The sequence below is a fragment of the Arthrobacter sp. SE2 genome, from assembly GCF_058244265.1.
Map to the genome: position 1 here is coordinate 1 of NZ_JBZAYA010000012.1, position 25580 is coordinate 25580.

General features: G+C 64.4%; 24 protein-coding genes. 12 read left to right on the forward strand and 12 right to left on the reverse strand.

The genetic code is table 11. The annotated features are described in order from the left end of the window. Window positions 1-1139: 1139 nt before the first annotated feature. Window positions 1140-2108, reverse strand: a complete 969-nt coding sequence (locus tag AC4CS3_RS16245) for a LysM peptidoglycan-binding domain-containing protein (RefSeq protein WP_490784340.1) — start codon at window positions 2106-2108, stop codon at window positions 1140-1142. A 552-nt stretch (window positions 2109-2660) separates the two neighbouring features. On the opposite strand from AC4CS3_RS16245, the gene AC4CS3_RS16250 reads away from it, so the two are divergent. Next, window positions 2661-3317 (forward strand): SDR family oxidoreductase, encoded by a 657-nt coding sequence (locus AC4CS3_RS16250; protein WP_490784341.1) that lies wholly within the window; start codon window positions 2661-2663, stop codon window positions 3315-3317. Between the two features lie 120 nt (window positions 3318-3437). Then, the gene (locus AC4CS3_RS16255) at window positions 3438-5009 is read left to right on the forward strand and encodes a Na+/H+ antiporter (RefSeq protein ID WP_490784342.1); all 1572 of its coding nucleotides are present in this window, start codon (window positions 3438-3440) and stop codon (window positions 5007-5009) included. Window positions 5010-5021: 12 nt separating this feature from the next. Here AC4CS3_RS16255 and AC4CS3_RS16260 read toward each other — a convergent pair whose 3' ends face one another. Beyond that, window positions 5022-6227, reverse strand: coding sequence for an ROK family transcriptional regulator (locus AC4CS3_RS16260; RefSeq protein WP_490784343.1), 1206 nt, complete (start codon window positions 6225-6227; stop codon window positions 5022-5024). Window positions 6228-6335: 108 nt separating this feature from the next. Between AC4CS3_RS16260 and AC4CS3_RS16265 the strand changes: the two genes are divergently transcribed. Together AC4CS3_RS16265 and AC4CS3_RS16270 are read left to right on the forward strand one after the other, a co-directional pair. Further along, entirely contained in the window at window positions 6336-8030 is a 1695-nt protein-coding gene (locus AC4CS3_RS16265) for a glycoside hydrolase family 13 protein (protein ID WP_490784344.1), read from the forward strand. Window positions 8031-8134: 104 nt separating this feature from the next. Beyond that, complete coding sequence (locus AC4CS3_RS16270) at window positions 8135-9100, forward strand: aldo/keto reductase (RefSeq protein WP_490784345.1); 966 nt, start codon at window positions 8135-8137, stop codon at window positions 9098-9100. Window positions 9101-9207: 107 nt separating this feature from the next. Here AC4CS3_RS16270 and AC4CS3_RS16275 read toward each other — a convergent pair whose 3' ends face one another. The 4 genes from AC4CS3_RS16275 to AC4CS3_RS16290 are packed head-to-tail and all read right to left on the reverse strand — an operon-like array spanning window position 9208 to window position 13106. Then, window positions 9208-10146 (reverse strand): TauD/TfdA dioxygenase family protein, encoded by a 939-nt coding sequence (locus tag AC4CS3_RS16275; RefSeq protein ID WP_490784346.1) that lies wholly within the window; start codon window positions 10144-10146, stop codon window positions 9208-9210. Between the two features lie 58 nt (window positions 10147-10204). Then, on the reverse strand, window positions 10205-11113 hold the full coding sequence (locus tag AC4CS3_RS16280; protein ID WP_490784347.1) for an ABC transporter permease: 909 nt from the start codon (window positions 11111-11113) through the stop codon (window positions 10205-10207). Beyond that, entirely contained in the window at window positions 11113-12045 is a 933-nt protein-coding gene (locus AC4CS3_RS16285; protein WP_490784348.1) for an ABC transporter ATP-binding protein, read from the reverse strand. The genes AC4CS3_RS16280 and AC4CS3_RS16285 overlap by 1 nt, the downstream gene beginning before the upstream one ends. A gap of 2 nt (window positions 12046-12047) precedes the next feature. Then, the gene (locus AC4CS3_RS16290) at window positions 12048-13106 is read right to left on the reverse strand and encodes an ABC transporter substrate-binding protein (RefSeq protein WP_490784349.1); all 1059 of its coding nucleotides are present in this window, start codon (window positions 13104-13106) and stop codon (window positions 12048-12050) included. 337 nt (window positions 13107-13443) lie between these two features. On the opposite strand from AC4CS3_RS16290, the gene AC4CS3_RS16295 reads away from it, so the two are divergent. From AC4CS3_RS16295 to AC4CS3_RS16325, 7 genes are all read left to right on the forward strand, one after another. Beyond that, a complete protein-coding gene (locus tag AC4CS3_RS16295) occupies window positions 13444-14307 on the forward strand; it encodes an HpcH/HpaI aldolase/citrate lyase family protein (protein WP_441411855.1) in 864 nt (287 codons plus the stop codon). A 373-nt stretch (window positions 14308-14680) separates the two neighbouring features. Next, window positions 14681-14905: a DUF3188 domain-containing protein gene (locus tag AC4CS3_RS16300; RefSeq protein WP_059387331.1), complete on the forward strand. Its 225-nt coding sequence runs from the start codon at window positions 14681-14683 to the stop codon at window positions 14903-14905. Between the two features lie 17 nt (window positions 14906-14922). Further along, window positions 14923-16422 (forward strand): FAD-dependent monooxygenase, encoded by a 1500-nt coding sequence (locus AC4CS3_RS16305; protein ID WP_490784350.1) that lies wholly within the window; start codon window positions 14923-14925, stop codon window positions 16420-16422. A 55-nt stretch (window positions 16423-16477) separates the two neighbouring features. Next, window positions 16478-16927, forward strand: coding sequence for an FAS1-like dehydratase domain-containing protein (locus AC4CS3_RS16310; protein ID WP_306958999.1), 450 nt, complete (start codon window positions 16478-16480; stop codon window positions 16925-16927). Between the two features lie 2 nt (window positions 16928-16929). Continuing rightward, a complete protein-coding gene (locus AC4CS3_RS16315; protein ID WP_236812329.1) occupies window positions 16930-17367 on the forward strand; it encodes a MaoC family dehydratase in 438 nt (145 codons plus the stop codon). Next, window positions 17364-18695 carry an MFS transporter gene (locus AC4CS3_RS16320; RefSeq protein ID WP_490784351.1) on the forward strand — a complete coding sequence of 444 codons (1332 nt, stop codon included), beginning with the start codon at window positions 17364-17366 and terminating at the stop codon, window positions 18693-18695. The genes AC4CS3_RS16315 and AC4CS3_RS16320 overlap by 4 nt, the downstream gene beginning before the upstream one ends. An 81-nt stretch (window positions 18696-18776) precedes the next feature. After that, entirely contained in the window at window positions 18777-19844 is a 1068-nt protein-coding gene (locus AC4CS3_RS16325) for a UDP-N-acetylmuramate dehydrogenase (RefSeq protein ID WP_490784352.1), read from the forward strand. Window positions 19845-19876: 32 nt separating this feature from the next. On the opposite strand, the gene AC4CS3_RS16330 is transcribed toward AC4CS3_RS16325, so the two are convergent. Continuing rightward, window positions 19877-20347: a hypothetical protein gene (locus tag AC4CS3_RS16330; RefSeq protein WP_345448664.1), complete on the reverse strand. Its 471-nt coding sequence runs from the start codon at window positions 20345-20347 to the stop codon at window positions 19877-19879. Between the two features lie 109 nt (window positions 20348-20456). Here AC4CS3_RS16330 and AC4CS3_RS16335 point away from each other — a divergent pair, with 109 nt between their 5' ends. Next, complete coding sequence (locus tag AC4CS3_RS16335) at window positions 20457-21575, forward strand: winged helix DNA-binding domain-containing protein (RefSeq protein ID WP_490784353.1); 1119 nt, start codon at window positions 20457-20459, stop codon at window positions 21573-21575. An 85-nt stretch (window positions 21576-21660) separates the two neighbouring features. On the opposite strand, the gene asd is transcribed toward AC4CS3_RS16335, so the two are convergent. From asd to AC4CS3_RS16360, 5 genes are all read right to left on the reverse strand, one after another. Further along, entirely contained in the window at window positions 21661-22803 is a 1143-nt protein-coding gene (gene asd / locus AC4CS3_RS16340) for an aspartate-semialdehyde dehydrogenase (protein ID WP_490784354.1), read from the reverse strand. Window positions 22804-23008: 205 nt separating this feature from the next. Further along, window positions 23009-23230: an NF038396 family protein gene (locus AC4CS3_RS16345; protein ID WP_437771080.1), complete on the reverse strand. Its 222-nt coding sequence runs from the start codon at window positions 23228-23230 to the stop codon at window positions 23009-23011. A 2-nt stretch (window positions 23231-23232) separates the two neighbouring features. Next, complete coding sequence (locus tag AC4CS3_RS16350) at window positions 23233-23793, reverse strand: dihydrofolate reductase (protein WP_490784355.1); 561 nt, start codon at window positions 23791-23793, stop codon at window positions 23233-23235. After that, the gene (locus tag AC4CS3_RS16355) at window positions 23790-24593 is read right to left on the reverse strand and encodes a thymidylate synthase (RefSeq protein ID WP_490784356.1); all 804 of its coding nucleotides are present in this window, start codon (window positions 24591-24593) and stop codon (window positions 23790-23792) included. The genes AC4CS3_RS16350 and AC4CS3_RS16355 overlap by 4 nt, the downstream gene beginning before the upstream one ends. Window positions 24594-24611: 18 nt before the next feature. Continuing rightward, complete coding sequence (locus tag AC4CS3_RS16360; protein ID WP_490784357.1) at window positions 24612-25580, reverse strand: NUDIX hydrolase; 969 nt, start codon at window positions 25578-25580, stop codon at window positions 24612-24614.

A 25580-nucleotide genomic window follows, 5' to 3' on the forward strand; every position in this document is an offset into this window, starting at 1 on the left:
CACGCTCCTGCCCTAGGCGTCAGACGGCCCTAACCACGCTCATCTGCGAAGGGCCGGTAAAGGGGCGGATTATCCGCCTAAGCCTCGGTGACCATGAGGACAGGCTCTGTCGTCCTGACAGCATTGAGGGAAAACCGAGTGACCTGGAACGGGCCGGTTCGATAATGGGGATTTCTGGGGGTGAATCGAGCCTCCCCACCGCTACTTTGAAAGTCCAGTTCAAAGGTGGGGACTTTTTCGTTTCCGGGGTGTCGCACCGAGCCAGATGCGGATCGAAGAAATCGCCCTTCCGGCGGCCAGCAAAGCCTGCCCATGGTCCTGATCGAAGCCCGCAAGTCTGCTGGGCACTTGCCGTAAAGATTTCGTAAAGATCCTGTCGAAAAGCTGAGAGCGCGTCCGACCGGCCGATAGTTTTTAGAGGCGCCGCCACTTGAGTGTCCCCCAATCCTCAGGTGGCGGCGCTTCTCGAAGATCTTGGCCAGCGACTTACGTGCTTGAGAACAAACAGATTCTCCCATAAGCGTTTGGCGCCCGAGCGGGCAGTCTTAAGTGAATCTTGATCTTTTCTTAGTGTTTCCTTGAGGTTCACCGTGTAGCGGGCCGTTTCGTCTGTGGGCTATCTCCAGCTACGATCAGGAGGTTGTCCGGACCGAAAGGCATCCTTGCTCGTGGATTTTGGCCGCTATCTCATTGACCTTGTGGTCTTCGTTGGCATCACGGTTGTGCTGATGTGTTCTCTTCACCTGCTCGTGCTGTGGCACAAGAAGCGGAAGTACCCGAAGTTGTTGCGCCCTGAGAGACAGTCGCTACCGGGCCGCGATACCGGAGCCCGTCCGGAAAGGCCAGGCCCTGGACGCATTCGCGATCAACGGGCGGCTCTCACCGGCGTCCAAAGGCCATGACAATGGCTACTACCGCCGCGACGACCAGCACTGTCGCAACCCAGATCCATTGTTGTCCGTCCAAGTTCGCCCCAATCTCAGGTCTTGATCCAGTCTCCCAAAATGAAGGCTGTTGAGCGAGGTCTGGTGGGGAGATCGAACCTCCCACCCTCACAGAAGCAGGCCAGGAGCGTTCAGCTTCTGGCCTGCTTCTGTTTTACGACGCTGAATTCCGCGGGCCTGCCGTCCTGACCGCACTCAGTTCAGTGCGATGACGAGCATCTGGTTGGTGCCCGGGATGCATGTTTGCAATACCGCCCGAGGAAATCCGCCGAATACCGCTGCGACGTTGTTGGTGGTCCCGCCTTGAGGCACCTGGCCACGCGCCGTCACTGTGTACGTGCCATAGCCGGGGATGCTCACGGTCTCGCCGACGCCGATACCCGAGAATTGTGCCCACCCCCCGCAGAAATCATGTTCGGTAATGAACAGCGAGTAGGCGTCCGTGGGGGTGAAATGGATCGGGCCAATGCAACTGTCCACGGCCGCCTGGCCGCCTGAGCCCGCAACATAAATGGTCCGCACCGCCGGAGCGGGAGCTGGGGCGGCTGCTGGCGCTGGCGCCGGAGCGGGGGCAGGTGCAGGGGCGGGGGCCGCGGCAACCGGCGGCCCTGTCAGCTTTAGCACCTGGCCGGGCACGATGACGGAATAGGCGCTGAGCCCATTGGCTGCCAGCATCCCGTTGACGTCGACGCCGAACCTGGCGGCTATGGAGCCAACAGTGTCGCCGCTGACCACCGTGTAGGCGTTCGTGTCAGGAGCAGGAGCAGGAGCAGGAGCAGGAGCAGGAGCAGGAGCGGGTGGAGCTGCGGCCGGCGCCGCTGCGGGCGCTGACGGCGCGACGGCGGCCGGTGCCTGCGTCTGTACTGGCGCCTGAGTGGCTGCAGGCGTGGAACTGGCAGCCGGCGTCGGACTGGCAGCGGCCGGCGAAGGCGCGGCAATACCGGCTCCCGAGCCGACCTGCGGGGCAAGTGCGGCGCTCGTGCCTGCAGGCGCAAGTACCTGTGCGTAGTTCTGCATCGTCACGGCCGCGATGGCCACCACCGCCACGATCGCCCAGGCGGCTATTGACGCCTTGTACCTCGTGAGTGTTCTTACCCCCGCGGATATCAGGGCGAGGACGTTGCCTCCGCTGATCCCGCTGTGTCTGTAGTCCTGTTGATACATGTCGGATCCCCGTAATTCATCGTTTCTGGGGCCGGTCGGTTGGCTGGCCCGGGAAGTGATACGCAGGCGCAGGGGATGGCGCTTATTGAGACCCTTTTGCTTAAATGCGCAGCACTGAGGAATCCCTCGATCCATCTACTTTGATAAATCCATCAAAGGGATGTATGAACCCGTTTTGATAAATCCATCAGTGAGATTTGTGAAAGAGATATTTCCTTTTTCCTGCTGCAGGTAATTTGAGTGTAGGAATGGGGAATTCGCTCTACACGAGTGGGTGCCACTCGCTTTTATTCCGGGCTGCCGGTCAAACACTCGCAAGGCGTCTTCGACAGGGGGCGGGTGCTTGCAGGAGCCTGGACTGCCAGCCCTCGGGCGGGGAGGTGTGATTGTTACTAAACTAAGTCTGCTTAGTAATTAGTAGTCATATTTATCCCGAGAATTGACGAATTCGGCAATGTGCTCTGCAAATGCGCGGAGACCGTTTTTCGAGAATTTATCCACCGTGTCTGAGGGGCTTGACCACGCACTTGACCACTGGGACAGAATGGGTCCATGAGTCGAATCGCAATCATCGGCGGCCACGGCAAGGTGGCCTTGCAACTGTCCCGCATCCTGAGCAACGAAGGTCACTCGGTCACCTCCTTCATCCGCAATCCGGAACACGCGCCCGACGTCGAGGTGACGGGTGCCGCCCCGGTAGTACTCGACGTCGAGAATTCGACGACGGCGGAGATCGCCTCTGCACTTGACGGCCACGACGCGGTGGTGTGGTCCGCCGGGGCAGGCGGAGGCAATCCGCACCGTACGTATGCAGTGGACAGAGACGCCGCCATCCGCTCGATGGATGCCGCGGCGCAAACGGGCGTGGCCCGCTATGTGATGGTGTCCTACTTCGGCGCAGGACCCGGCCATGGCGTTCCCGAGGACAACAGCTTCTACGCCTACGCGGATGCCAAGGCCGCGGCGGACGAGTATCTGCGTGCGACTGACCTCGACTGGACGATCCTTGGCCCGGGCGCACTGACCAGCAATCCTGGGTCTGCGCTCATTGAGGTAAGCCCCGCGGATCCGGGCACCGGGACCGAAACTTCGCGGGCCAATGTTGCCCTAGTGGCTGCCGCCGTCCTGGAACTGCCCGAGACTGTCCGCCGCACCATCGAGTTCAGGGACGGCTCGGTGCCTGTGGTGGAGGCCCTTACCGTGTCCTAGCCACACGCTGCCGGGCCCGGAGCCGGGCCGGGACCGCATGTCGTCGGGATATGTTGGTAGGGCTAGTCCCGAGGCAATGCCCGGGACGCTGCCACTACGACGTCTGAGGAAATCGGGAACATGGACCAGTTGGCACTCATTGTTGGATTGCTGCTTGCAACGGTCGTGGCCGTGGGCTTGGGGGACCGCTTGCGGCTCCCGTACCCGGTGCTGATGCTGTTGCTGGCTGCGGCGATGACCTTCATCCCGGGCTTCCCGGACTTTGAGCTTGCGCCTGAACTGATCCTCCCGATCTTCCTCCCTCCGCTGCTCTTCGCGACCGCCCAGAAAAGTTCCTGGGCGGTCTTCCGGGTCCGTTGGCGGACGCTTCTGCTCATGGCGGTGGCACTCGTGGTCGTTTCGACGGCGGCCGTTGCCGGAGCCACGTGGCTCATGATTCCAGGGATCGGCATTCCTGCGGCGATCGCACTGGGCGCCATGGTGGCTCCGCCGGACCCCGTCGCGGTTGAATCCGTTGCCGGCCGCGTCCACATGCCGCGCAGGCTCATCACCGTGCTGCAGAGCGAAGGCCTGTTCAACGACGCTGCCGCGATCGTGATCTTCCAGGCCGCGGTGGCGGCGACGGTTTCAGGCACCAGGCTGGGGGCCGGCGTCGTGCTCCAATTCGTCATCGGTGCCGCCCTTGCCGTCATTGTGGGCATTGCGATGGGCTGGTTGACGAGGCTGATCACCAAGCTGGTCACCTCCATGGTGGCCCGAAGTGCCGTGACCTTGGTGATTCCCTTCGCTGCATACATCCTGGCTGAAGAGCTGCATGCTTCGGGGGTGATCGCCGTCGTCGTCACGGCCCTCGAGACACAGCGGCACGCGCGGTCGCAGGATGCGGCCGAGCGCGTTACCCGCACCGCCTTCTGGGATGTGGTGGAACTCCTTGCTACGGGCCTGGCATTCGGCCTTGTGGGTTTGGAGATCCGGCATGTGATCCGGGACGAGGGCGCAGCGATTTACGGCATGATTGGCCCGGCCGTGGCGGTCTGCGTGCTCGTCTTCGTTGTCCGTTTCGCCTGGCTCGGGCTTTTGGCAATCTCGGCCCGCAAGCGGAAGAACCTGCTGCAGCCCACTTCCCCCAAGGAGGTCCTCATCCTGACCTGGTGCGGCATGCGCGGGCTCGCGACGCTAGCACTCGCCTTGGCCCTTCCGCTGACTATTGCGGACGGCAGTGACTTCCCTGCCCGGCACGAGATCCTGGTCATCGCCTGCGCCGTACTGCTGGCCACCCTGGTGCTGCCGGGGCTGACCCTTCCGTGGCTCATGCGCGTGCTCAAGGCGTCCGAAGACGGTTCACACGAAAAGGATGCCGCGCGGCTCTTGGCCAAACGCGCCCAGACTGCTGCAATCTCTGCGCTCAAGGAACACGATCTGATGAAGGAGCTGCCGGCGGACAAGGTGGCCCTCGTCAAGGAAAAGATGACCCGCCTGCATGCCGAGCTGCTCGACGGGACGTTGAAGAATGAGTCGGACGCTGAAAAGCGCCAACGCGGCAGGGAACTGGCGATCGCGGTCCAGACCATAGCCCTCGACGCCGCGCGCCAGGAAGTGGTCGCGGCGCGGAGCGAACCGGGGATGGATCCCGAGGTGGCGGACCGGGTGCTGCGCCAGCTCGACCTCCGCACCATGGCGATGCCGGACTAGCCTCCGAAGGCCCTACGCGCGCCGCAACACCAGATCCAAAGAGTTCTTCTCCACGTGGTCCAGTGCGTGGCGCACCGCGCCGATGCCCACGATCGCATCGCCCAAGGGGGACGCTGCCAACCGCGGGGGAGTAGCGGTGTAGCTAGCCAGCTTCCGGGCGGCCGGCTCTAGGAGGACCGACGCCGAATCTGCCACCGCGCCGCCGATTACCACGAGCTCCGGGTTGAGCAAGATGGCCACCGTGGAGACCACGCGGGCCAGCCGGTCCGAGAGCCGGTCCAGGATGTCCAGCGCAACTTTGTCACCCTGGGCAGCTGCGGCGAAGACGTGTTGGGCGGTCACCTCGCGGTCCGGCGGGGCTGCCGTCCGCAGCGTCGTTTTCGACTTTCCCGCCACGGCTTCCGCCGCCCACAGCCTGGCGAGTGCAGCGAGGCCGTCCGCCGATCCGACACCCTCCACCATGTCCAAATAGGCCATTTCACCCGCGCCCCCGGCAGTACCGTGCAGCAGCCTGCCGGATTCCACCAGGCCCGCACCGAAACGCTCACCGGCCAGGAGCACGGCCAGGTCCTGGACGCCGCTGCCGGCGCCGCGCCAACATTCGCCCAATGCGGCCAAGTTGGCATCGTTCTCCAGCATTACCGCCCATCCGTGCAGGTCGTGCAGGGCCTTCTTCAGGCCGACGTCGAACAGGCTCCAGAACGGCTGGCTGACGAGGATATTTCCGTCGCGGCCCACCGGGGCGGCTAGCCCGACCGTCACCGCAAGGACCTTGTCCGGTGCCACTCCGGCAGCCTCGAGGGCGAGCAGCGCGGTTTGGCTGATGACGCGGATCCGTTCCTCCGCTTCGATCTCCCTGGCGCGAAATGGCCCGCTGGCCCGTCCGACGGTCCTGCCGCGCAGATCGGCCACGACTACGGTGGTCTTGAGGACGCCGACGTCGATTCCCAGGACGCAGCCGGCGCTTTCGTCGAGCTCGAAGCGCCGCGCGGGGCGCCCCTTCTGGTAGGCGCCGAAATCGCGCTGGTTTTCCAGCTCGCGGATCCAGCCCCGGGCCATGAGGTCTTCACACACGGAAATGGTGGTGGCACGGGTCAGGCCGGTGGCGTCCATCAGCTCCGAAACGGTCACGGCGTTGGAGGAACGGATGGCTCCGAGCACGGTGGCCGCGTTGAACCGCCGGAGCATCTGCGGCGTGGCAGTCGCGATTTCAGCCATGGCTGTTGACCTCCTGTAGGTATGCGTCACATAATACTTGAGGTACTAAATTTAGATTCTAAATAAAAGTCCCATCCATCGAAGCGTCGACACAGAACAGGATTCCCTTTGTCCTCCACCGTCACCATGGCAACTCACACCGACTCCGAGCGCATGGCCGATCCCAACTGGTGGCGCCAAGCGGCTGTCTACCAGATCTACCCGCGCAGCTTCTCCGATGCGAACGGCGACGGCCTGGGCGACATCAAGGGCATTACCGCCAAGGTTCCGTTCCTGTTGTCCCTCGGCATTGACGCCGTCTGGTTGAGCCCGTTCTACCCCTCGGCCCTTGCTGACGGTGGCTACGACGTCGACGACTACCGCAACGTGGACCCCAAGCTGGGCACCCTGGCCGACTTCGATGAGATGGCGGCCGCCCTGCACGCCGCGGGCATCAAGTTGATCGCGGACATCGTCCCGAACCACTCCTCGGACCGGCACGAATGGTTCAAGGAGGCGCTGGCGTCCCCGAAGGGCTCGGCAGCCCGTGAACGCTACATCTTCCGCGACGGCCTGGGCGAAAACGGCGAACTTCCCCCGGCCGACTGGGACTCGATCTTCGGCGGCCCGGCCTGGGAGCGCATCACCGAACCGGATGGCACCCCCGGACAGTGGTACATGCACATCTTCACCAAGGAGCAGCCGGACTTCAACTGGGACAACCCCGAGGTCCGCGAGGACTTCCTGAAGACCCTGCGCTTCTGGTCCGACCGTGGCGTGGACGGCTTCCGAATCGACGTTGCCCATGCCCTCACGAAGGACCTGCCGGAGGTTCTGCCCTCCAAGACCGAGCTGCCCAAGGAAGGCGACAACGCTTTGGGCGCCCACCCGTTCTGGGACCGCGACGAGGTGCACGAAATCTACGCCGAGTGGCGAAAGGTCTTCAACGAGTACAACCCGCCCCGGACGGCCGTCGCGGAAGCGTGGGTCCACGCAGACCGCCGCGCCCGCTACGCAAGCCCCGAAGGACTGGGCCAGGCTTTCAACTTCGACCTCCTCCAGGCCGATTTCGACGCCGAACAGTTCCGAACGATCATCACCAAGAACCTCGGCGAGGCCGCGGCATCCGGTGCTTCCTCGACCTGGGTCTTCTCCAACCACGACGTCGTCCGGCACGCGACCCGCTACGGTTTGCCCGCGGGTGGCGGCCGTGACGGCTTGGGCCAGGACGGCAAGCAATGGCTGCTCGACGGCGGTTCGGCCGCCGACGTCGACGCCGAGCTCGGCCTGCGCCGTGCCCGCGCCGCGTCGCTGCTGATGTTCGCCCTGCCGGGCTCCGCGTACCTGTACCAGGGCGAGGAACTTGGATTGCAGGAAGTCGGCGACATCGTGGCCGGCCAGCGCCAGGACCCCGCGTTCTTCCGCAACCCGGGAGTCGACGTCGGCCGCGACGGTTGCCGTGTCCCGCTGCCGTGGACCAGTGAAGGTTCGTCGTTCGGCTTCGGCGACGGACATGCCCACTTGCCACAGCCTGAATGGTTTGCCGGCTACGCCGTGGAGGCGCAGGACAACGTTCCCGGCTCCACCCTGGAGCTGTACCGCACGGCCCTGGAACTGCGTTCGGAGCTGCGGGCGGCCGAGGACCTTGAATGGATCCCCTCGAGCAATGAGTCGGTGCTGCACTTCTCGCGGCCTAACGGCTGGCAGTCGGTGACCAACTTCGGCACCGAACCGGTGGCACTTCCGGAAGGCACCGTCGTCGTGAGCAGCGCACCGCTCGACGGCGGCAAGCTCCCGGCAAACACCACGGCCTGGATTGTCTAGTCCCTGACCGCTGACCGCTGACCCAACTGGCCCGCAGTTAATGTCGTTTTGAAGGCTGTAAACGACAACAACTGCGGGTCAGTTGCATGTGAAAGAGTTTGAAAATGACTGCAAAAAGCAAAATCGCGTCCGGCCGGCTCATCTATGGCTGCATGGGCCTCGGAGGTTCTTGGGAGGGCGGCGAATACGCGGCTGCCGAAGTTGATCAGGCCGCGGCCGCGATCGAAGCCGCCATGGGCATCGGGATCGCCCTTTTCGACCACGCCGACATCTACCGGAGCGGCAAGTCCGAGGCAGTCTTCGGTGAAGTCCTGGCCGGGACGCCAGGGCTGCGGGAGAAAATCCAGCTCCAGACCAAGTGCGGAATCCGGCTAGGCCAGCCCGGCGTCGACGGACATTACGACCTCAGCAAGGACGCCATCCTGGAACGGGTCAATGGAAGCCTGGAACGGTTGCGGACCGACTACGTCGACGTGCTTCTGCTTCACCGCCCCGACCCCTTGATGGAACCCGCAGAGGTGGCGTCCGCCGTCGGGCAGCTCATGGCGGAAGGCAAGGTGCGCCAATTGGGCGTGTCCAACATGTCCGGCGCGCAGATCACCTTCCTGCAGGACCAGCTGGAGGTGCCGATCGTCGCCAACCAGCTGGAAATGAGCCTGCACCGGCGGGCCTGGCTCGAGAGCACTGTCCTGGTCAACCACGACGACGCCCTCGGCTACAGTTTCCCGCACGGCACTTTGGAACACTGCGTCGGCCAGGGGATTGAGCTGCAGGCCTATGGTTCCCTCGCCCAGGGCCGGTACACGGGCTCGACGCCGGTATTCCCGACTGCCGCGGACACTGCGACTGCCGCTCTTGTCGCCCAGTTCGCGGAAGCAAAGGGTGTCACTCCTGAGGCCGTCTTGTTGGGGTGGCTCATGAAGCATCCGGCACGTATTTCCCCGGTGCTGGGCAGTTCCAACCCCGCGCGGATCGCTGCCTGCGCGGATGCTGCCGCAGTTGCCGCAGCCATGACGCGGACCGAGTGGTATGGCCTGTGGGTGGCTGCGCGGGGCAGCAAGCTCCCCTAAGCCCGTTAAGCCCAACTAACTCGCATTAGATGTCGTTATGAGCCCTGAAAACGACAATAAATGCGAGTTAGTTGGGTTACGACAGCTACAGCAACACACGCGTGCTACTACAGCGGCGCGACGACGTGGGCCCCCGACGTCGGGGAATACGCTGACGAGTCACCCTGGATCGATTGGCTCTGTTTGCCGTCCACTCCCACCGGGATGTCGCCGGCAATGGTCACGCGGTTGAGCTTGCGCGGCTGGCCGTCGTAGTTGTCGGGGGCGTAGTGCTGGGTGATGCGGTTGTCGAAGAGCACCAACTGGTTCGGTTCCCAGTTCACGCGCACCACGTTCTCCGGACGGGTGACGTAGGCCTGCAGCAAGCGGATGATGTCCTTCGACTCCGTATTCGATAGCCCGACGATCCGAAGACGCTGCGCGAAGCCCCCAATGAACAATCCGCGCTCGCCGGTCAGGGGGTGGACACGCACCACGGGGTGGGCGGTTTCGAATTTGATGCGGGTGAACTCCTTGCGGCGCTCATCGGCGTTCTCATGTTCCAGGTTTTTCGGCACCGAGTAGTCGTAATCGTTGGTGTGGATCGCCCAGAGCGTGTCCGCGAAGTTCCGGAGCTCGTCCGGCAGGTCCGCGTACGCTCCCGCCGAAGAGGCGATCAGGGTTTCGCCTCCATACGACGGAAGGTCGATGCTGCGCAGGGTCGAAGCCTGCGGCGGGTTGACCACGAACGTGACGTCGGTGTGCCAGTTGTTGGCGGAACCGTTCTCGCTGTCCACGGGCAGGACGTTCTCTTCGCCCTCCACGGAGGCCACGGTAGGATGCGCCGTGGTGAGCGGGCCAAAGTGGCTGGCGAATTTCACCTGGGCCTCGTCGCTGAGAATGTTGGCCTCCCGGAAAACGAGGGCCTTGTGTTCGTTGAGCGCGGCCCGGATTTGCGCCACGGTTTCCGGGGCGAGATCGCCGCTGAGGTCGAAGCCGCGGATTTCGGCGCCGATGCGGGATCCGAGCTTGGCAAATTCCAACTTTGTTTCGGTGATGACGGACATTTTTTGTTCCTTTTCTGTTGTGACTCTCTAGGGACTTACGGGATAGGTGGGTTGATGGTCAGGACCCGGACCCGACGGCGGTCCGCCAGCGGGAGAAATGCCGCTCCAGGGCGACAAGAAGGAAATTCACGGCCAAACCCAGAAGGGACACCGTGAGAATGCCGGCGTACATGTCCGGGATAAGGAAGCTGCTCTGGGCGTTCACGATCAGGTAGCCGAGCCCCGCCTTCGCTCCCACCATTTCGGCGGCGATCAACACCAAAATGGAAGCCGTGCCGGCCATGCGGATTCCCGTGAAAATGGTGGGCACCGCGGAGGGCAGAATCACCTTGCGGAACAGCGCGAGGCTCGAGAGGCCGAGCGATTTCGCGGCCCGGATGAGCAGCGGATCCACGGTCTTCACGCCCGCGATCGTGTTCAGCAGGACCGGAAAGAACGCCGCATACGCCACGATGCTGATCTTGGACTCTTCGCCGATCCCCAGCAGCAGTGTGAAAACAGGCAGCAGTGCAAGCGCGGCAGTGTTGCGGAACAGTTCCAGGAGCGGGTTCAGCACCGAATTGAGCCGTCCGTACCAGGCGATCAGCAGACCGAGGGACACGCCAGCCACGAGGGCCGCGCCGAAACCCGACACCGAACGGGTGAGGCTCGCGGCCAGATGCCCCTGGATGGTGCCGGATTCGAACAGCTTGCCCCACGCTGCTAGGACCTCGTGCAAGGGCGGCAGGAATACCCGGGTTGACGGGCTGGCCAGATATGTCGGCCCGAGTTCCCAGAGAGCCAGGAAAGCGATGATCCCTGCGGCCTTCCACAGGCCGGAACCGGCGCGCGCGGCGGCGGTCCGCACAAAGGCGGGTATCGCCGTCGTGCGCCGACGCCTCGCCTCAACAGGACCGGAGTGCCCGACGGCGGGAGGTTGCTTGGGTGCGGCGCTCGCCGCGGGCTGTTGCGCGAGTGTTGTGGTCATCAGGCTGCGCTCCTTTCGAGAGTTGTTCCCGGAACTTCATCCGGGGCCGTGCCGTCCGGCAGGATCTTGCGATGCCCGGCGTCCTGGGCCACGCGGACTTCGTCGTGCAACAAGGTCCAGACCTTGTGCCGTTGTTCGACGAAGGCGGGGTGCGAGCGGATGTCGTCCTCGCCGCCGCGGTCCGGGATGTCCACGTCCACGATTTCCTTGAGCCGTCCGGGCCGGGCGCTGAGGACGGCGACGCGCTGCCCCAGGTACACGGCCTCGTCGATGCCGTGGGTGATGAACACGATCGTCTTTCCCGTGGCCCGCCAGATCCGCAGGAGCTCGTCCTGGAGTTGTTCACGCGTCTGGGCGTCCAACGCGGCGAAGGGTTCGTCCATGAGGAGCACATCGGGCTCATAGGCGAGGCTCCGGGCAATGGCCACTCGCTGCTTCATGCCGCCCGAGAGCTCATGGGGGAAACGGTCCTCGAAGCCGGCCAGGCCAACCAGTTTGAGGTATTCGCTTGCCTTGGCGGCACGTTCGCGGCGATTGAGCTTGCGCCCGTCCGTGCCCTTGCCTTCAAGCCCGATCGACACATTGGCCGACGCCGTGCGCCAGGGAAAGAGCGCGTACTGCTGGAAAACCACGGCACGGTCCTTCCCGGGACCCGTCACGGGCTGGCCGTCCACCAATACCTCGCCAGAGGTGGGCGTGGACAGGCCAGCCAGGAGGTCCAGCAAGGTGGTCTTGCCGGAACCGCTGGGCCCCACCAAGGTGAGGAATTCGCCGTCGCGCACGTCGAGGCTCAAAGAGTCGAGGGCGGTGAGCGTAGTGGGGTCTTTCGCGCCGGTCTTGGAGGCCTGGAAGCGCTTGGCGCCCTTGGAGCCCTTGCCGGGGCGGACGGCGAATTGCTTGGTGACATTGCGGAGGCTGATTTTGGCGGTCATCACTATCCCTTCGCGGTGCTTGGGGTAGGGGTGCTTGATGCGAGATCGTTGAATTTGTTGGTGTAGTACTTCGACGGTGCGAGATCGTTCTTGACAATCCCCGAGCTCTTCAGCCAGGCGGACCAGCGGCTGAAATCCTCGTCCTTGATCACACCGTTGTCGGGTACTCCGGGGCTCTTCCAGTACTGCAGGTTCGCGGTGCTCTCATTGCGTCCGCGGGCGTCGATTATCTTCTTGAAGCGCGCGATCACTTGGTCGCGCGGCGTCTCGGTCTCCCATTTGATGGCCTTGGCCACGCCCGTTGCAAAGGTCCGCGCCGTGTTGGGGTTCTTCTCGATGAAGTCGTTGCGGAGCACGTACTGTCCGCCGGCGAAGGTGCCGAAGAGTTCATAGTCGTTGAAGAGGGAGCGCAGTCCACCGGCGGCAACCGCATGGTCCTGCAGGACCCCGCCCAGGCTTCCGACGTCCACTTGGCCGCGGCGGATCGCTTCTTCGGTGTCGTTGGGCGCGAGCACTTCCAGTTGTACTTGCTTGATTTCGTCCTGGCTGAGGCCGTTCTTGCTGAGGTAGGTGTTGATGACGGCTTCGGAATGGGCTCCCAGGGTGTTGACTGCGATCTTCTTGCCGATGAGGTCCCTGGCGGTTTTGATGGGGCTGTCCGCCTTGACGTAGAAGCCGTTGAAGGTCCTGGCGTCTTCGCCGTAGTAGTTCACGACGGCGGTCACCGGAGCCCCTGCCTCAATCAGCTTCACCACGGCTCCGGCGAACGCTCCGCCGAAGTCGGTCTGGTTAGTGGCCGCCGACTGGATGTCCTGGGGACCGCTGATGGTGTTGCCTAACCAATTGAGTTTGATGTCACCCAGGTAACCGAGGTCCGCAGCCAGTTCGGGGAGGCCGACGTTGTTGGCCGAGCCTTGGTAGCGGAGCACTCTGATTTCCGGTTGACCGGCTGGTTGGCCGGCTTTCTGGTCTCCCGCTTGGGCACTGCCGCCGCAGCCGGTCACCGTCAGCGCAAGTACGACGGCGGCCGCGACGCTTAGCAGGGGCTGGTGCAGTTTCATGGGAGCTACTTTCTGGGGAGTGGAATTCGTTTTTCCGGGCGCGGTCTGGAGCAGACCGAACTGCCGGTGGGAACGATGTAAGCGCATGTCCACTGCTCAGGGGAAGCCCGGCAGTAACGCCCGGAAATGCCGGGAAACCGGGCGAAATCCGGCGAAATGCGCGCGAAACTCCGGGCAATGCAAGGACTCATTTCGCTTCGCGTCACAGGGTTGAGCCGCATGACCCCCTGCGTCCGGAATCCGGGGATGGCCTGTCACAATCGTTTTGTTCGTATTGATGCTCACACCGGTGCCAGATTCTTAGCGTTCCTGGCGGCTGGCCGGATACGGTAGATACATGACGTCAAGCACCGCCGCCGAGTCCATTCGGTCAACCCGCAAAATTCCCGCAGACATTGCCCGTTCCTGGCTCCTCGTGAACGCCATGAAGACGGAGCTTTTCGACCAGTCGGCCTCATCGCGCGCGGACGCCGTCATCCTTGATATCGAAGACGCTGTGGACCCGTCCCAGAAGGACATCGCCCGCGATAACGTCATCAACTGGTTGACCGCCGGCGGCCAGGCCTGGGTCCGCATCAACGACGCCACGAGCCCGTTCTGGGCCGATGACCTCGCCGGTCTGCGTGGCACGCCGGGCCTGTTGGGCGTCATGCTGGCCAAGACCGAGTCAGCGGACCAGGTCACCGAGTCCTTCCACCGCATGGACGGCAAGACCCCTGTGGTCGCCCTCGTTGAGTCGGCCCTCGGCATCGAGGAAGCCAACCACATCGCCCGCGCCCAAGGTGCCTTCCGCCTGGCCTTCGGTTCGGGCGACTTCCGCCGGGACACCGGCATGGCCGCAACCCCTGAGGCAATGGCCTACCCGCGTGCCAAGCTCGTCGTCGCGAGCCGCGTTGGCAACCTGCCGGGACCGATCGACGGCCCCACCGTCGGCACCAACCACCCGATCCTGCGCGAGCAGACCGGAATCACGGTGACCATGGGCATGACCGGTAAGCTCTGCCTGGCGATCGACCAGACCACGGTCATCAACGAGGTCATCAGCCCCACGCCGTCCGACGTCGCCTGGGCCACCGACTTCATGAACGACTTCGAAGCCAACGGCAGGGTCATCCGCGACGGTTCCGACCTTCCGCGCCTCGGCCGCGCCGAAAAGATCATGAAGCTCGCGGTGGCCTTCGGAGTCCAGCCCTCCCTCTAAGGGCGCCCCACCGACGCCCGCTCACTTATGTCCGGCCTTTTCAGGACGCTCGCTCACTTATGACGGCAATTCCCGAAACCATCGCGCAGATGATCTGAGCGTGCGTTCGCCCGCAACGGTTGATATGTGAGCGAGCGTCGGCCCGCAACGGTTGATATGTGAGCGAGCGTCGGCCCGCAACGGTTGATATGTGAGCGAGCGTCGGCCCGCAACGGTTTATATGTGAGCGAGGGTCCGCGGTTTGGCCGCTATAGGTGAGCGAGCGTTCGCCCGCAACCGTTGATAGGTGAGCGAGCGTTCGTCGGGTTTCCGGGTTTCCGGGTTTCCGGGCCCCCAGGACCCGCTGCTCTGGCAAGTGCCCTAAACTTGGGGGGTGCTGAACGAATTCTGGGCCACGGCCTCTACCGCCTACAAGACGCTGGTTTTCAGCGCGATGGGGCTTATCGCCGTCGGGATCATCCTTACGATCATCGGCAACACCTCCCATAACCAAGGCCTTGCACTGACGTCCTTGTTCGTGATCGGGCTCGGCCTGGTCCTGCATGTCGTGGGCATGGTGGTCCGCGGACAGCAGGTGCGCAAGGGCTTGAAGAAGTAGCCTGGCGGAGCACGGCGATGACCAAGCATGCGGTGGTGATCGCCGGAGGAGGCCCCACAGGGCTGATGCTTGCGGGCGAGCTGGCGTTGGCCGGCGTCGATGTCGCGATTGTCGAGCGGCGCCCAAACCAGGATCTCGCCGGTTCACGTGCGGGCGGTTTGCACTCGCGCACCATTGAGGTCCTCGATCAGCGCGGAATCGCTGATCGGTTCCTGTCCGAGGGGCAGGTGGCCCAGGTGGCGGGGTTCGGCGGCGTCCGTTTTGACATCAGCGACTTTCCCACCCGGCACAACTACGGGCTAGGGCTGTGGCAGAACCACATAGAGCGCATCCTGGCCGGCTGGGTCGCCGAGCTTGCGGTGCCGATTTATTACGGACGCGAGGTAACCGGTTTCGCGCAGGACGCGACCGGCGTCGACGTCGAGCTGTCCGACCGCGGGGCGTTGCGCGCGGAATACCTCGTCGGGTGCGACGGCGGACGCAGCCTGGTCCGCAAGGCAGCCGGCATTGAGTTCCCCGGCTGGGATCCGACCACGAGTGCCCTGATCGCCCAGGTCGAGATGACCGAGCTGCCGCCATTGGGCGTCCACCCCAATGCTTTCGGCATCCACTCCTTCGGCAAGCTGGACTACAAGATTCTCGACGGCAAGGTGGTTTACGCGGATGGCGGGCCCGTGGGGGTCATGGTGACCGAAGAGCACGTAGGCCCCGCCAGCGAACCCACCCTCCATGACCTGAGCGAGGCACTCATCGCCGTATGCGGGACGGATTACGGGATCCACAGCCCTATTTGGATCTCCAGATTCACCGATATGACCCGGCAGGCCGCGAGCTACCGCGACAAACGAGTCCTGCTCGCCGGCGACGCCGCGCACGTGCATGCCCCCGACGGCGGACAGGGCCTCAACACGGGTGTGCAGGATGCCGTGAACCTGGGATGGAAGCTGGCCCAGGTGGTCAAGCGGACATCGCCGGAGAGCCTCCTCGATAGCTACCACGCCGAGCGCCACCCGGTGGCCGCCCGTGTGCTGCGAAACACGATGGCGAGCGTCGCCCTTCGCCGCCCGGACGAACGCACAAAAGCCGTGGGCGAGGTCATTGCCGAGCTCCTCGGCATGGAGGAACCGCGCAAGACCTTCGCCGCGATGCAATCCGGCCTCGATGTACATTACGACGCCGGCGAGGGGCACCCGCTGCTCGGACGCCGAATGCCCGATCTCGACCTCGTCACTCCGGACGGCCCCTTGCGCGTCTTCAGCCGGCTGCATGATGCCCGGCCGGTCCTCCTCAACCTTGGCGAGCCCGGCGGCATCGACATCACGCCTTGGGCGGACCGCGTCCAGTTGGTCGACGCCACATACCCTGGGACCTGGGAGCTTCCGGCACTCGGCGAGGTCGCTCCTCCCGCCGCCGTGTTGATTCGGCCGGACGGATATGTAGCTTGGGTGGGAGACCGATCCCAGTTGGGCCTCGACGATGCGCTCACCAAATGGTTCGGACCGCCTGCCGCGGAGTAGCGGTACGGCGTCGATGCTCATCCGGAGACACGTCCCGGGCCGATAGGGTTGGACTATGACTATTAACCCGGACTTGCAGGGCCGCAGCTACCCTGCCGCAGAGGTGTACGACGTCGGCCGCGAAAAGATCCGGGAGTTCGCCCGGGCCGTGAAGGCCACCCATCCCGCCCACTTCGACGTCGAAGCCGCCAAAGCACTTGGCCACAGCGACCTCGTCGCCCCGCCGACCTTCGCCATCATCGTCGCGCAGCGGGCCGATGCCCAGCTGATCGAGGACCCCGATTCCGGGATTGACTTCAGCCGCGTGGTTCACGCGGATCAGCGCTTCACGCACCACCGCCCGATCGTTGCGGGGGATCAGTTGCGGGCCGAACTGCACGTCGACGGCGTCCGCGCCATGGGCGGCGGGGCCATGATCACCACGCGTTCGGAAATCACGACGGTGGACGGCGAAAGGGTCGCCACCACCACCTCGTCCATCCTGGTCCGCGGAGAGGGACAGTAACCATGAGCTTGAAACTTGAAGAACTCACCGTCGGGCAGGAAATCGGCACCCGCAGCATCGAGGTTACGCGCCAGGACCTGGTCAAGTACGCCGGCGCGTCCGGCGACTTCAACCCGATCCACTGGAACGAATCCTTCGCCACCGGCGTCGAACTTCCCGGAGTCATCGCCCACGGTATGTTCACCATGGGCTCCGCCGTGCAACTGGTGAGCGACTGGGCCGGCGACCCCGCCGCCGTCGTCGACTACCAGACGCGCTTCACCAAACCGGTGCTGGTCACCGACACGACCGGTACCAGCGAGCCCGGCGCCGTGATTGAGGTTGCCGGAGTGGTGGGAGCGCTCGACGCCGAAGCCCGCACCGCGCGCATCGACCTGACTGTCACCTTTGCCGGCCAGAAGGTCCTCATGAAGTCCCAGGCCGTTGTGAAGCTCGCTTGAGCCGGTTGCAACAATCAGCACCTCGCGCCACCGCGGCGGAATTGTCGCGGTGGCGTAATGCTGTGGTGGCCGCGTACGGCGCCAGCGGCCTGGCCTTCTCTTCGTGGGTCTCCCGCTTGCCCGCGATCCGCGATGGCCTGAACCTGACGCCCGGCACGGTAGGGCTCCTGCTGATGTGCATGACTGTGGCATCGTTTCTCTCTGTGTCGGCGTCCGGGGTGATCGTGATCCGGCTCGGATCACGACTGACCACGCGGATCGGCGGCGCCATGGTGGGCCTCGGCCTCGCGGTTGCCGGTTTTGGCACGTCCGTGCTGGCCAGCCCGGTGGTCGTAGCGCTTGGACTCATGGTGATCGGCCTCGGCACGGCCAGCTGGAACACGGCATCGAATGTCGAGGGGGCGTCACTGGAACGCGCCCTCGAACGGCACATCATGCCTCGTCTCCATGGATCCTTCAGCCTCGGCACCGTTGCGGGCGCAGGGCTCGGCGCTTGGGCCGCCGCCGCGGGACTGCCGGTCTTCTGGCATCTGGCCGCGGCCGGCCTGGTGGTCGCGGTCTCGGTGGTGACAGCCACTGCCTGGTTCCGTGCGGATATCACCCGCCATTCCATAGCGCGAGGGGCTGCCAAGGCCTTCAAGCCCGAAAGGCCGGACACCTTCGAAGATCCTTCAACCGGCCCCTTGCCGGTCATCCAGCCGAGTCAGCCCGGCCAGCAGGGACCTGCCGAACCTTTGGACAGCAAGCGCATGGTGGCGCGGGCGTGGCGCGAACGCCGGACCCTCCTGCTTGGATTGCTCGTCCTGGGGCTCGCCTTGGCTGAGGGCGCGGCGGGGGACTGGGTGGCCTTGGCGTTGGCCGATGGCCACGGTCAATCCGATGCTGCCGGAGCCATCGGCTACGGAATCTTCGTGACCTTCATGACTGTGGGCCGTTTTGCCGGGACGGTGGTCCTGGACCGCTTCGGCCGGGTGCCCGTCATGCGCTGGTGCTCGGCCACGGCTGTGGTGGGCCTGGCGCTCTTTGTCTTCGCCCCCGTGCCGTGGCTCGCCTTCGCTGCTCTGGCCATCTGGGGTCTTGGCGCCTCTTTAGGGTTCCCGGTGGGCATGTCCGCCGCCGCGGACGATCCAGCCCATGCGGCGGCCCGGGTTTCAGTCGTCTCCACGATCGGCTATGGAGCTTTCCTTTGCGGTCCGCCGCTTTTGGGACTGCTGGCGGAGCACTTCGGCATCCTGCATTCCTTGCTCGCCGTCCTGGTCCTGCTCATCGCGAGCTTCTTCCTGGCGCCGGTCTCGCGGAAGCGCGCGCCTGAGTCGGCGCACCCCTAAGCGCGCGCCTGAGCCGGCGTGTCCCTGAGTCGGCGCACCCCTGAGTCGGCTGGGGCAGGCAATCCCCGCTAGGCTTGTTTGGTGACCCAGACGATGCTTTCCGAACTGACCACGGCCGCTGTTGGTGGCCCCGCCGGCACCTTCGTGGAGGCCCGCAACGAAGCGGAAATCATCGACGCCGTCCGCACGGCGGATGCTGCGGGCGACAAACTGCTCATCATCGGTGGTGGTTCCAACCTGCTGATCTCTGACGCCGGATACCCGGGCACCGTGCTCAAGATCGCTTCGCAAGGCTTCACCGTCAATTCGGAGGATAGCTGCGGAGGCGTTTCCGTGGTGGTCCAGGCCGGGCACAACTGGGATGCCTTCGTGGAGCACTCGGTGCTGCACGCGTGGTCGGGACTTGAGGCCCTTTCCGGCATCCCCGGAGCCACGGGCGCCACTCCTGTTCAGAATGTGGGCGCCTACGGTGCCGATGTCTCCCAGACCATCGCCGCGGTCCGTACCTGGGACCGCGAACGCAACGCCGTGCAAACCTTCACCAACTCCGAGCTCAAGTTCGGCTACCGGGACTCCATCCTCAAACAGACCACCACCGAGGGCTCACCGCGATACGTGGTGCTGACAGTTGAATTCCAGCTGCCGCTCGGACGCATGAGCGCGCCCATCCGGTACGCAGAGCTGGCCCGGTCACTCGGGGTCGAGGCCGGGAAACGCGCGTATTCCAACGACGTCCGGCGCGAAGTCCTGCGGCTGCGTGCCTCCAAGGCCATGGTCCTCGACGCATCGGACAGGGACACCTATTCCACGGGCTCCTTCTTCACCAACCCGATTGTCCCGGCCGCAGCGGCCGCGTCACTGCCCGAGGGAGCGCCCCAGTACCCGGCCGGAAACGATGGACTCGTCAAGCTGTCGGCAGCCTGGCTGATCGACCAGGCCGGCTTCGGAAAGGGCTTCGGACTCGAACCCGCAAGCGTCTCCGGCGGCCGCGCCTCGCTGTCCACCAAACACACCCTGGCCATCACCAACCGGGGGGGAGCCAGCGCGGAGGACATGGTGGCGATCGCGCGCGAGGTTCGCCGCGGCGTCGTCGAGCGTTTTGGCATTGAGCTGCATCCGGAGCCGCTATTGATCGGTTTGGCCCTGTAGAAAACCGCTTAGGAACCCGCGAGGAACGCCCGTCAGCGCTTTCCGCTCGGGAGGACCTTGTTGAGCAGCAGGAACGTCAGCCCGCAGCTGGCGGCCCCCAAGAGGAAGATCTGGCTGAACGCTATGCTCTGGGGCGACGGACCGCCGGGCGAAATCCAGCCGGCCGCCGCAAAGCCTGCCACTCCCAGGAGCATAACGATGGCGGCAAGCAGGAAGCTGCGCACTTGATCGCTCGCGCCTGTCTGGAACCCTGGTTCGGAATCGTCAACGTGCCGCTCGGACGAGGGCTGGCACGCGGCGGCAAGGCCCAGAAGCAGGGCCGCGGCGCCAGTGGCGGCGAGTCCCACCTCTTGGACAGCCTGCATCGACGGGGACAACCGGACCCCCGCACCAACAGCTATTGCCAAGCCGCAGACAAGCCCGACGGCGGCGGCGCACCAACCAGCGGCCGCTAACCGCCGGCTGAGCGGCCGCAGCAGCGGACCTAACTCACCGAACAGCATTCCCCTAGCGTAGGAGGGCCCGCTGGAAGGCCCCTGTGAGCGGCATGGGAGTTCCTCCAGCGTGCTAATGAGGACCGAAGCTGTCCGCCGTGCATCCTATGATGGGGCCATGGCAGCTTCGACGAAGATCAGCGTCACTCCCAAAGTCATGGGCAGGCTGCGCCTTGCGAGCCAAGGATTGCTTGGCGGATTCAGTAGCCCGGAGGAATGCGTCTCCAGGATGGGCGCGATGCAGGCCCAGGACCTTGCCTCGGCGTTCTGGGCGGTGGGACAGCGGGTCCCCGGTTCCGGCCTCTCGAAGGTGCTGGAAGCGCTGGAGAACGGCACAGTGGTCCGGTCCTGGCCCATGCGGGGCACACTTCACTTGGTTCCGCCGCAGGACTTGCGCTGGATCCTGGCCATCACCACGGATCGGTCCATGCGTTCGGTTGCCGCACGGCATCGGGAGCTTGGGATCGACGAGGCAGACATCGCGACGTGCCGGGACCTTGCCCTTGAACGGGTCGCCGGAAGCCCAGGCGCAACGCGCGAGGAACTCTTCAAGATCTTCGAATCCGCAGGCCAAGTGACCACGGCCCAACGCGGGATCCATTTGCTGTGGATCCTGTGCCAGAACGCTTGGCTGGTCCAAGGTCCTCCGGCCGGCACGGCAGGCAAAGCGCTTGGACAGCAACTATTCGTGGCCTTCGATGAGTGGATTCCGGAATCCAAGGCCTTAGGCCGTGAAGAGGGAATTGCCGAATTCCTGCTCAGGTATATGCGCAGCCACGGACCGGCCACGCTCTCGGACTTCGCGTGGTGGACCCAGATTCCCAAAGCCGAGGTCCGGGCAGCCCACGAGGCTATTCGCAGCCAACTCGTTGAGCTCGTCTTCCGTGGAACGTCCTATTGGCTGTCGCCTGAGACGGCAGCACTGCTCGACGACGGCGTCCCCGGCTCGCGGACGGTCCTCGCCTTGCCGGGATTCGATGAATTCCTGCTGGGGTATACGGACCGCAGCCTTGTCCTGCCCCCGGAGCATTTCCAGAAGGTCGTTCCGGGCGGCAACGGTGTCTTCAAACGGATGATCGTGTCCCGCGGCGAAGTGGTGGGCACCTGGTCCCGCAGCGGCACCGGCCGGACCGCCGTCGTCGTGCCCGAACCGTTCGCCACTGAAGGCCTGGCTCTGGCGGCCAAGCGCTCCTTCGAACTCCAGGCCGCGAAGTACCTGCGGTTCATGGAGAGTTGAGGGACTCCCAACTGACTCGCAGTTGTTGTCGTTATGAGCGCTCAAAACGACAACAACTGCGAGTTAGTTGATGAAAGCAGGAGTCCTAGAGGATGCCCGTAGCGATCTTCAGCATGCGGCGCAGCGGCTCGGCAGCGCCCCAGAGGAGCTGGTCGCCCACCGTGAAGGCGCTGATGTACTCAGGGCCCATCTCGAGCTTGCGGATACGGCCCACGGGGATCTCCAAGGTGCCGGAGGCGGCTACCGGGGTGAGGTCCGCCATGGAGGCTTCCTTGGTGTTGGGAACGACCTTGGCCCACTCGTTGTCAGCGTCGAGGAGCTTCTCGATTTCGGCGACGGACAGGTCCTCGCGCAGCTTGAGCGTCAGTGCCTGGGAGTGGGAGCGCATGGCGCCGATACGGACGCAGAGGCCGTCCATGACCACATGGTCCTTGCCTGGCTTTCCGTTGCCCGTGCCGAGGATCTTGTTGGTTTCCACCCCGGCTTTCCACTCTTCCTTGGACTGGCCGTTGCCGAGGTCGGCATCGATCCACGGGATCAGGGAGCCGGCCAGCGGCACGCCGAACTGGGTGGCGTCGACGCCGGTGCGCTGGGTCGCAAGGACCTTGCGGTCGATTTCCAGGATCGCGGAGGCGGGATCGTCCAGTTCGCTGCTGACTTCGTTGTTGAGGGTGCCGAACTGATTGAGCAGTTCGCGCATGTGGCGGGCACCGCCGCCCGAGGCCGCCTGGTAGGTCATGGAGGTACCCCACTCGACCAGGTTGTTCTTGAACAGGCCGCCGAGCCCCATGAGCATGCAGGAAACCGTGCAGTTGCCGCCGATGTAGTCCTTCACGCCGCCGGACAGGCCTGCGTCGATGACGTCGCGGTTGATGGGGTCCAGCACGATGATGGAGTCGTCGTTCATGCGCAGGGTGGACGCGGCGTCGATCCACAGCCCGTCCCAGCCGCGGCCGCGCAGCTCACCGTGGACTTGCTTCGTGTAGTCGCCGCCCTGGGCCGTGACAATAATCGGCAGCTTGGCAAGAGTCTCAATATCGAACGCGTTCTCGAGCTTGCCTGAGCCGTCGGCAAATGACGGCGCGGCACCTCCAGCGTTCGAGGTGGAGAAAAATACCGGGTTGATGTTGGCGAAGTCGCCCTCTTCCTGCATGCGCTGCATCAGGACGGAGCCGACCATGCCACGCCAACCGACCAGTCCAACGGACGGATTAGCTGCTGTAGTCATTGAACCAGTCTAGACTTTCGCGGCTCCCGGCCGCTGTCGGTTACGTCACGAGGAAATCCACGACAAACCCAACTGTCCCCACCGCAGCCCTCGCCTCGCAAGCTCGGCCAGGGAACCCTGGCGGCGTGGGCCCCCGCAGTTGTTGTCGTTTTGGGCGTTCATAACGACAACTAATGCGAGTCAGTTGGGCAGGGCACACAGAGCCTTACTTGCCGGAGTCGGGTTCTTCCAGCAGGGCCGCCTTGCGGGCGCGCAGGGCGTAGAAGGCGCCAAAAGCGAAGACCTGGGTCACAACTACAAGCACGATGATTCCCAGGATCTTGTTGCCGCCCAGGATCATGGTGAGTCCAACGATCGCGGACAGGAGCGCGAAGAGCGGCAACAACATGTAGCCGAGCACGAACAGGGTCTCAGGTTTCTTCAGCATTCTCAGTCTTCCGTCCGGCGCCACGTGGCGATCCGGTAGTTGGTGCCGTTCTTGGACGTCAGCCAGCCTTCAGCCGGCTCCGTCGCCTCAAGATTCCAGGCCTCGCCGAACTCCGGCGCGTAAGTGTCGCCGTCGGTGTCGGTTTCGATAACCGTGACGACGGCGACATTCGCGATATCCATGGACTGCCGGTAAATTTCGCCGCCGCCAATGATCCAGACATTCTGGCCGCCCGGTGCGAACTGGGACTCGAGCAGGGCTGCGTCAAGGGATGAAACCACGACGGCGCCCCGTGCTTCGGGCGAGTCCGCCCAGCCGTGTTGCCGGGTCACCACGATATTGGTGCGGCCGGGCAAGGGCCGGTACTTTGCCGGAAAGGACTCCCAGGTTTTCCGGCCCATGATGACCGGATGTCCTTTTGTCAGCCGGCTGAAATGCTGCAGATCTTCGGGAACGTGCCAAGGCATGGTCCCGCCCTTGCCGATCACTCCGCTGCCGGTCTGTGCCCAGACCAGGCCGATTCCGTTGAGCGTTTCCGCGGCAGGAGTTTCCTGGGTGTTCATACCGCCACGGGCGCTTTGATCGAGGGGTGGTGGCGGTAGCCGACTACTTCGAAGTCCTCGAAGGTGTAGTCGAAAATCGAGTCCGGCTTGCGGGCGAAGCGCAGTTGCGGGTACTCGTAAGGCTCCCGGGAGAGTTGCTCGGTGACTTGCTCCACGTGGTTGTCGTAAACGTGGACGTCCCCGCCGGTCCAGACGAAATCGCCAGGCTCAAGGCCCAGCTGCTGGGCCACCATGCAGGTCAGCAGCGCATAGGAAGCGATGTTGAAAGGAACGCCCAGGAACATGTCCGCCGAACGCTGGTACAACTGGCAGGACAACTTGCCGTCGGCAACGTAGAACTGGAAGAACGCGTGGCACGGCGGCAACGCCATGTCCTTGATCTCGGACACATTCCATGCCGAGACGATGTGCCGGCGCGAATCCGGGTTGGCGGCCAGGCCCTTCATGAGCTCGGCGATCTGGTCAATGTGCCCGCCATCGGGGGTCGGCCAGCTGCGCCATTGCACCCCGTACACGGGGCCGAGTTCGCGATGGGCGTCCGCCCACTCGTCCCAGATGGTGACACCCTGCTCCTGGAGCCACTTCACGTTCGACTCGCCGCGGAGGAACCACAAGAGCTCCAGCGCGAGGGATTTGAAATGCACCCGTTTGGTGGTTATGAGCGGGAAACCCCGGCTCAAATCGAAGCGCAGCTGGCGGCCGAAAACGCTCCGCGTGCCGGTGCCCGTACGGTCCGACTTATGTGTGCCGTTGGCCATGACGTCGCGCAGGAGGTCTTCATATGGGGTTGGGATGCTCACGCACCCAGCTTACTGGAGTCAGTCGTCGAAGGGCTTGATCTGTTCCACGGCCACAACGCGCTGGCCGTTTGCCTGGGCCACGTGGCACACGATCATCTCGCCAGGCGCCAGGTACGGATCCTGGGCAGGCAGCATCCCGTGAAGCTCGGGGCCCATACGCTCGCCGAGCGCCTTCAAGACGGTGGGGAGTGCCGGCCTGTGGGTGCACAGCGCAACCCCGCGCTGCTTGTCGAACAAGCCCTCGACGACGGCGGACGTCTTCCTCGGGCTCCTCTGGTGGTTGTGCTCGGTCAAGGCCTCCACGAGTTTCACCTTGGCTCCGGCTGCCTTGGCGTACGGTGCGATCGTGGATACGCACCTGGCCCACGGACTGCTCACGATCCGCAGCGGCTTCCACACGCCCAGAAGCCGTTCCACGGCCAGCGCCTGCCGCAGTCCGGTCACGGCCAGCGGCCGGCTGCCTTCGGCCTTGGACCAGGAGGATCGTGGCTTGGCCTTGGCATGGCGCACCAGAATCAGGGGCCAGGTCTCCAGCTCACCATTCAGGTGTGCCTTCGCCAGCGCCTGGAGGGGTCCCACATCCGTCGGGTTGCTGAGGAAACGTGCCGCTTTGTCCGGCGCGGCCCACATGTAGGCATCCACTTCCCCGCCGTCCGGCCTGATGACGGACCCGTTGACCTGCGTGGCCCAGTAATGCACCACCTTCAACCCGGCCGCCACATGGTAGTGGGTTGGAGGAAGGGGGATCCCGAGGGCAGCGTCGAGGCCGATCTCCTCTTTGATCTCGCGGACGGCGCACTCCGGGATGGTTTCCCCGGAGTCGAGCTTGCCCTTGGGCCAGGACCAGTCGTCGTATTTTGGCCGATGAATCAGCAGGACCTCAAGGGCACCCTTGGTAACGCGCCAAGGAATAGCGCCGGCCGCCGTGACGGCGATCGGCTCCCCGGGATGGTCCGTCTGGTCTGCAACAGGTGTATCGCTCTTCAA

Excerpts from the sequence above, each read along its gene's own strand:
- AC4CS3_RS16245 (WP_490784340.1), bottom strand. The coding sequence starts at position 2,108 with ATGTATCAACAGGACTACAGACACAGCGGGATCAGCGGAGGCAACGTC.
- AC4CS3_RS16250 (WP_490784341.1), top strand. The coding sequence starts at position 2,661 with ATGAGTCGAATCGCAATCATCGGCGGCCACGGCAAGGTGGCCTTGCAA.
- AC4CS3_RS16255 (WP_490784342.1), top strand. The coding sequence starts at position 3,438 with ATGGACCAGTTGGCACTCATTGTTGGATTGCTGCTTGCAACGGTCGTG.
- AC4CS3_RS16260 (WP_490784343.1), bottom strand. The coding sequence starts at position 6,227 with ATGGCTGAAATCGCGACTGCCACGCCGCAGATGCTCCGGCGGTTCAAC.
- AC4CS3_RS16270 (WP_490784345.1), top strand. The coding sequence starts at position 8,135 with ATGACTGCAAAAAGCAAAATCGCGTCCGGCCGGCTCATCTATGGCTGC.
- AC4CS3_RS16275 (WP_490784346.1), bottom strand. The coding sequence starts at position 10,146 with ATGTCCGTCATCACCGAAACAAAGTTGGAATTTGCCAAGCTCGGATCC.
- AC4CS3_RS16280 (WP_490784347.1), bottom strand. The coding sequence starts at position 11,113 with ATGACCACAACACTCGCGCAACAGCCCGCGGCGAGCGCCGCACCCAAG.
- AC4CS3_RS16285 (WP_490784348.1), bottom strand. The coding sequence starts at position 12,045 with ATGACCGCCAAAATCAGCCTCCGCAATGTCACCAAGCAATTCGCCGTC.
- AC4CS3_RS16290 (WP_490784349.1), bottom strand. The coding sequence starts at position 13,106 with ATGAAACTGCACCAGCCCCTGCTAAGCGTCGCGGCCGCCGTCGTACTT.
- AC4CS3_RS16295 (WP_441411855.1), top strand. The coding sequence starts at position 13,444 with ATGACGTCAAGCACCGCCGCCGAGTCCATTCGGTCAACCCGCAAAATT.
- AC4CS3_RS16305 (WP_490784350.1), top strand. The coding sequence starts at position 14,923 with ATGACCAAGCATGCGGTGGTGATCGCCGGAGGAGGCCCCACAGGGCTG.
- AC4CS3_RS16310 (WP_306958999.1), top strand. The coding sequence starts at position 16,478 with ATGACTATTAACCCGGACTTGCAGGGCCGCAGCTACCCTGCCGCAGAG.
- AC4CS3_RS16315 (WP_236812329.1), top strand. The coding sequence starts at position 16,930 with ATGAGCTTGAAACTTGAAGAACTCACCGTCGGGCAGGAAATCGGCACC.
- AC4CS3_RS16330 (WP_345448664.1), bottom strand. The coding sequence starts at position 20,347 with ATGCTGTTCGGTGAGTTAGGTCCGCTGCTGCGGCCGCTCAGCCGGCGG.
- AC4CS3_RS16335 (WP_490784353.1), top strand. The coding sequence starts at position 20,457 with ATGGCAGCTTCGACGAAGATCAGCGTCACTCCCAAAGTCATGGGCAGG.
- asd (WP_490784354.1), bottom strand. The coding sequence starts at position 22,803 with ATGACTACAGCAGCTAATCCGTCCGTTGGACTGGTCGGTTGGCGTGGC.
- AC4CS3_RS16345 (WP_437771080.1), bottom strand. The coding sequence starts at position 23,230 with ATGCTGAAGAAACCTGAGACCCTGTTCGTGCTCGGCTACATGTTGTTG.
- AC4CS3_RS16350 (WP_490784355.1), bottom strand. The coding sequence starts at position 23,793 with ATGAACACCCAGGAAACTCCTGCCGCGGAAACGCTCAACGGAATCGGC.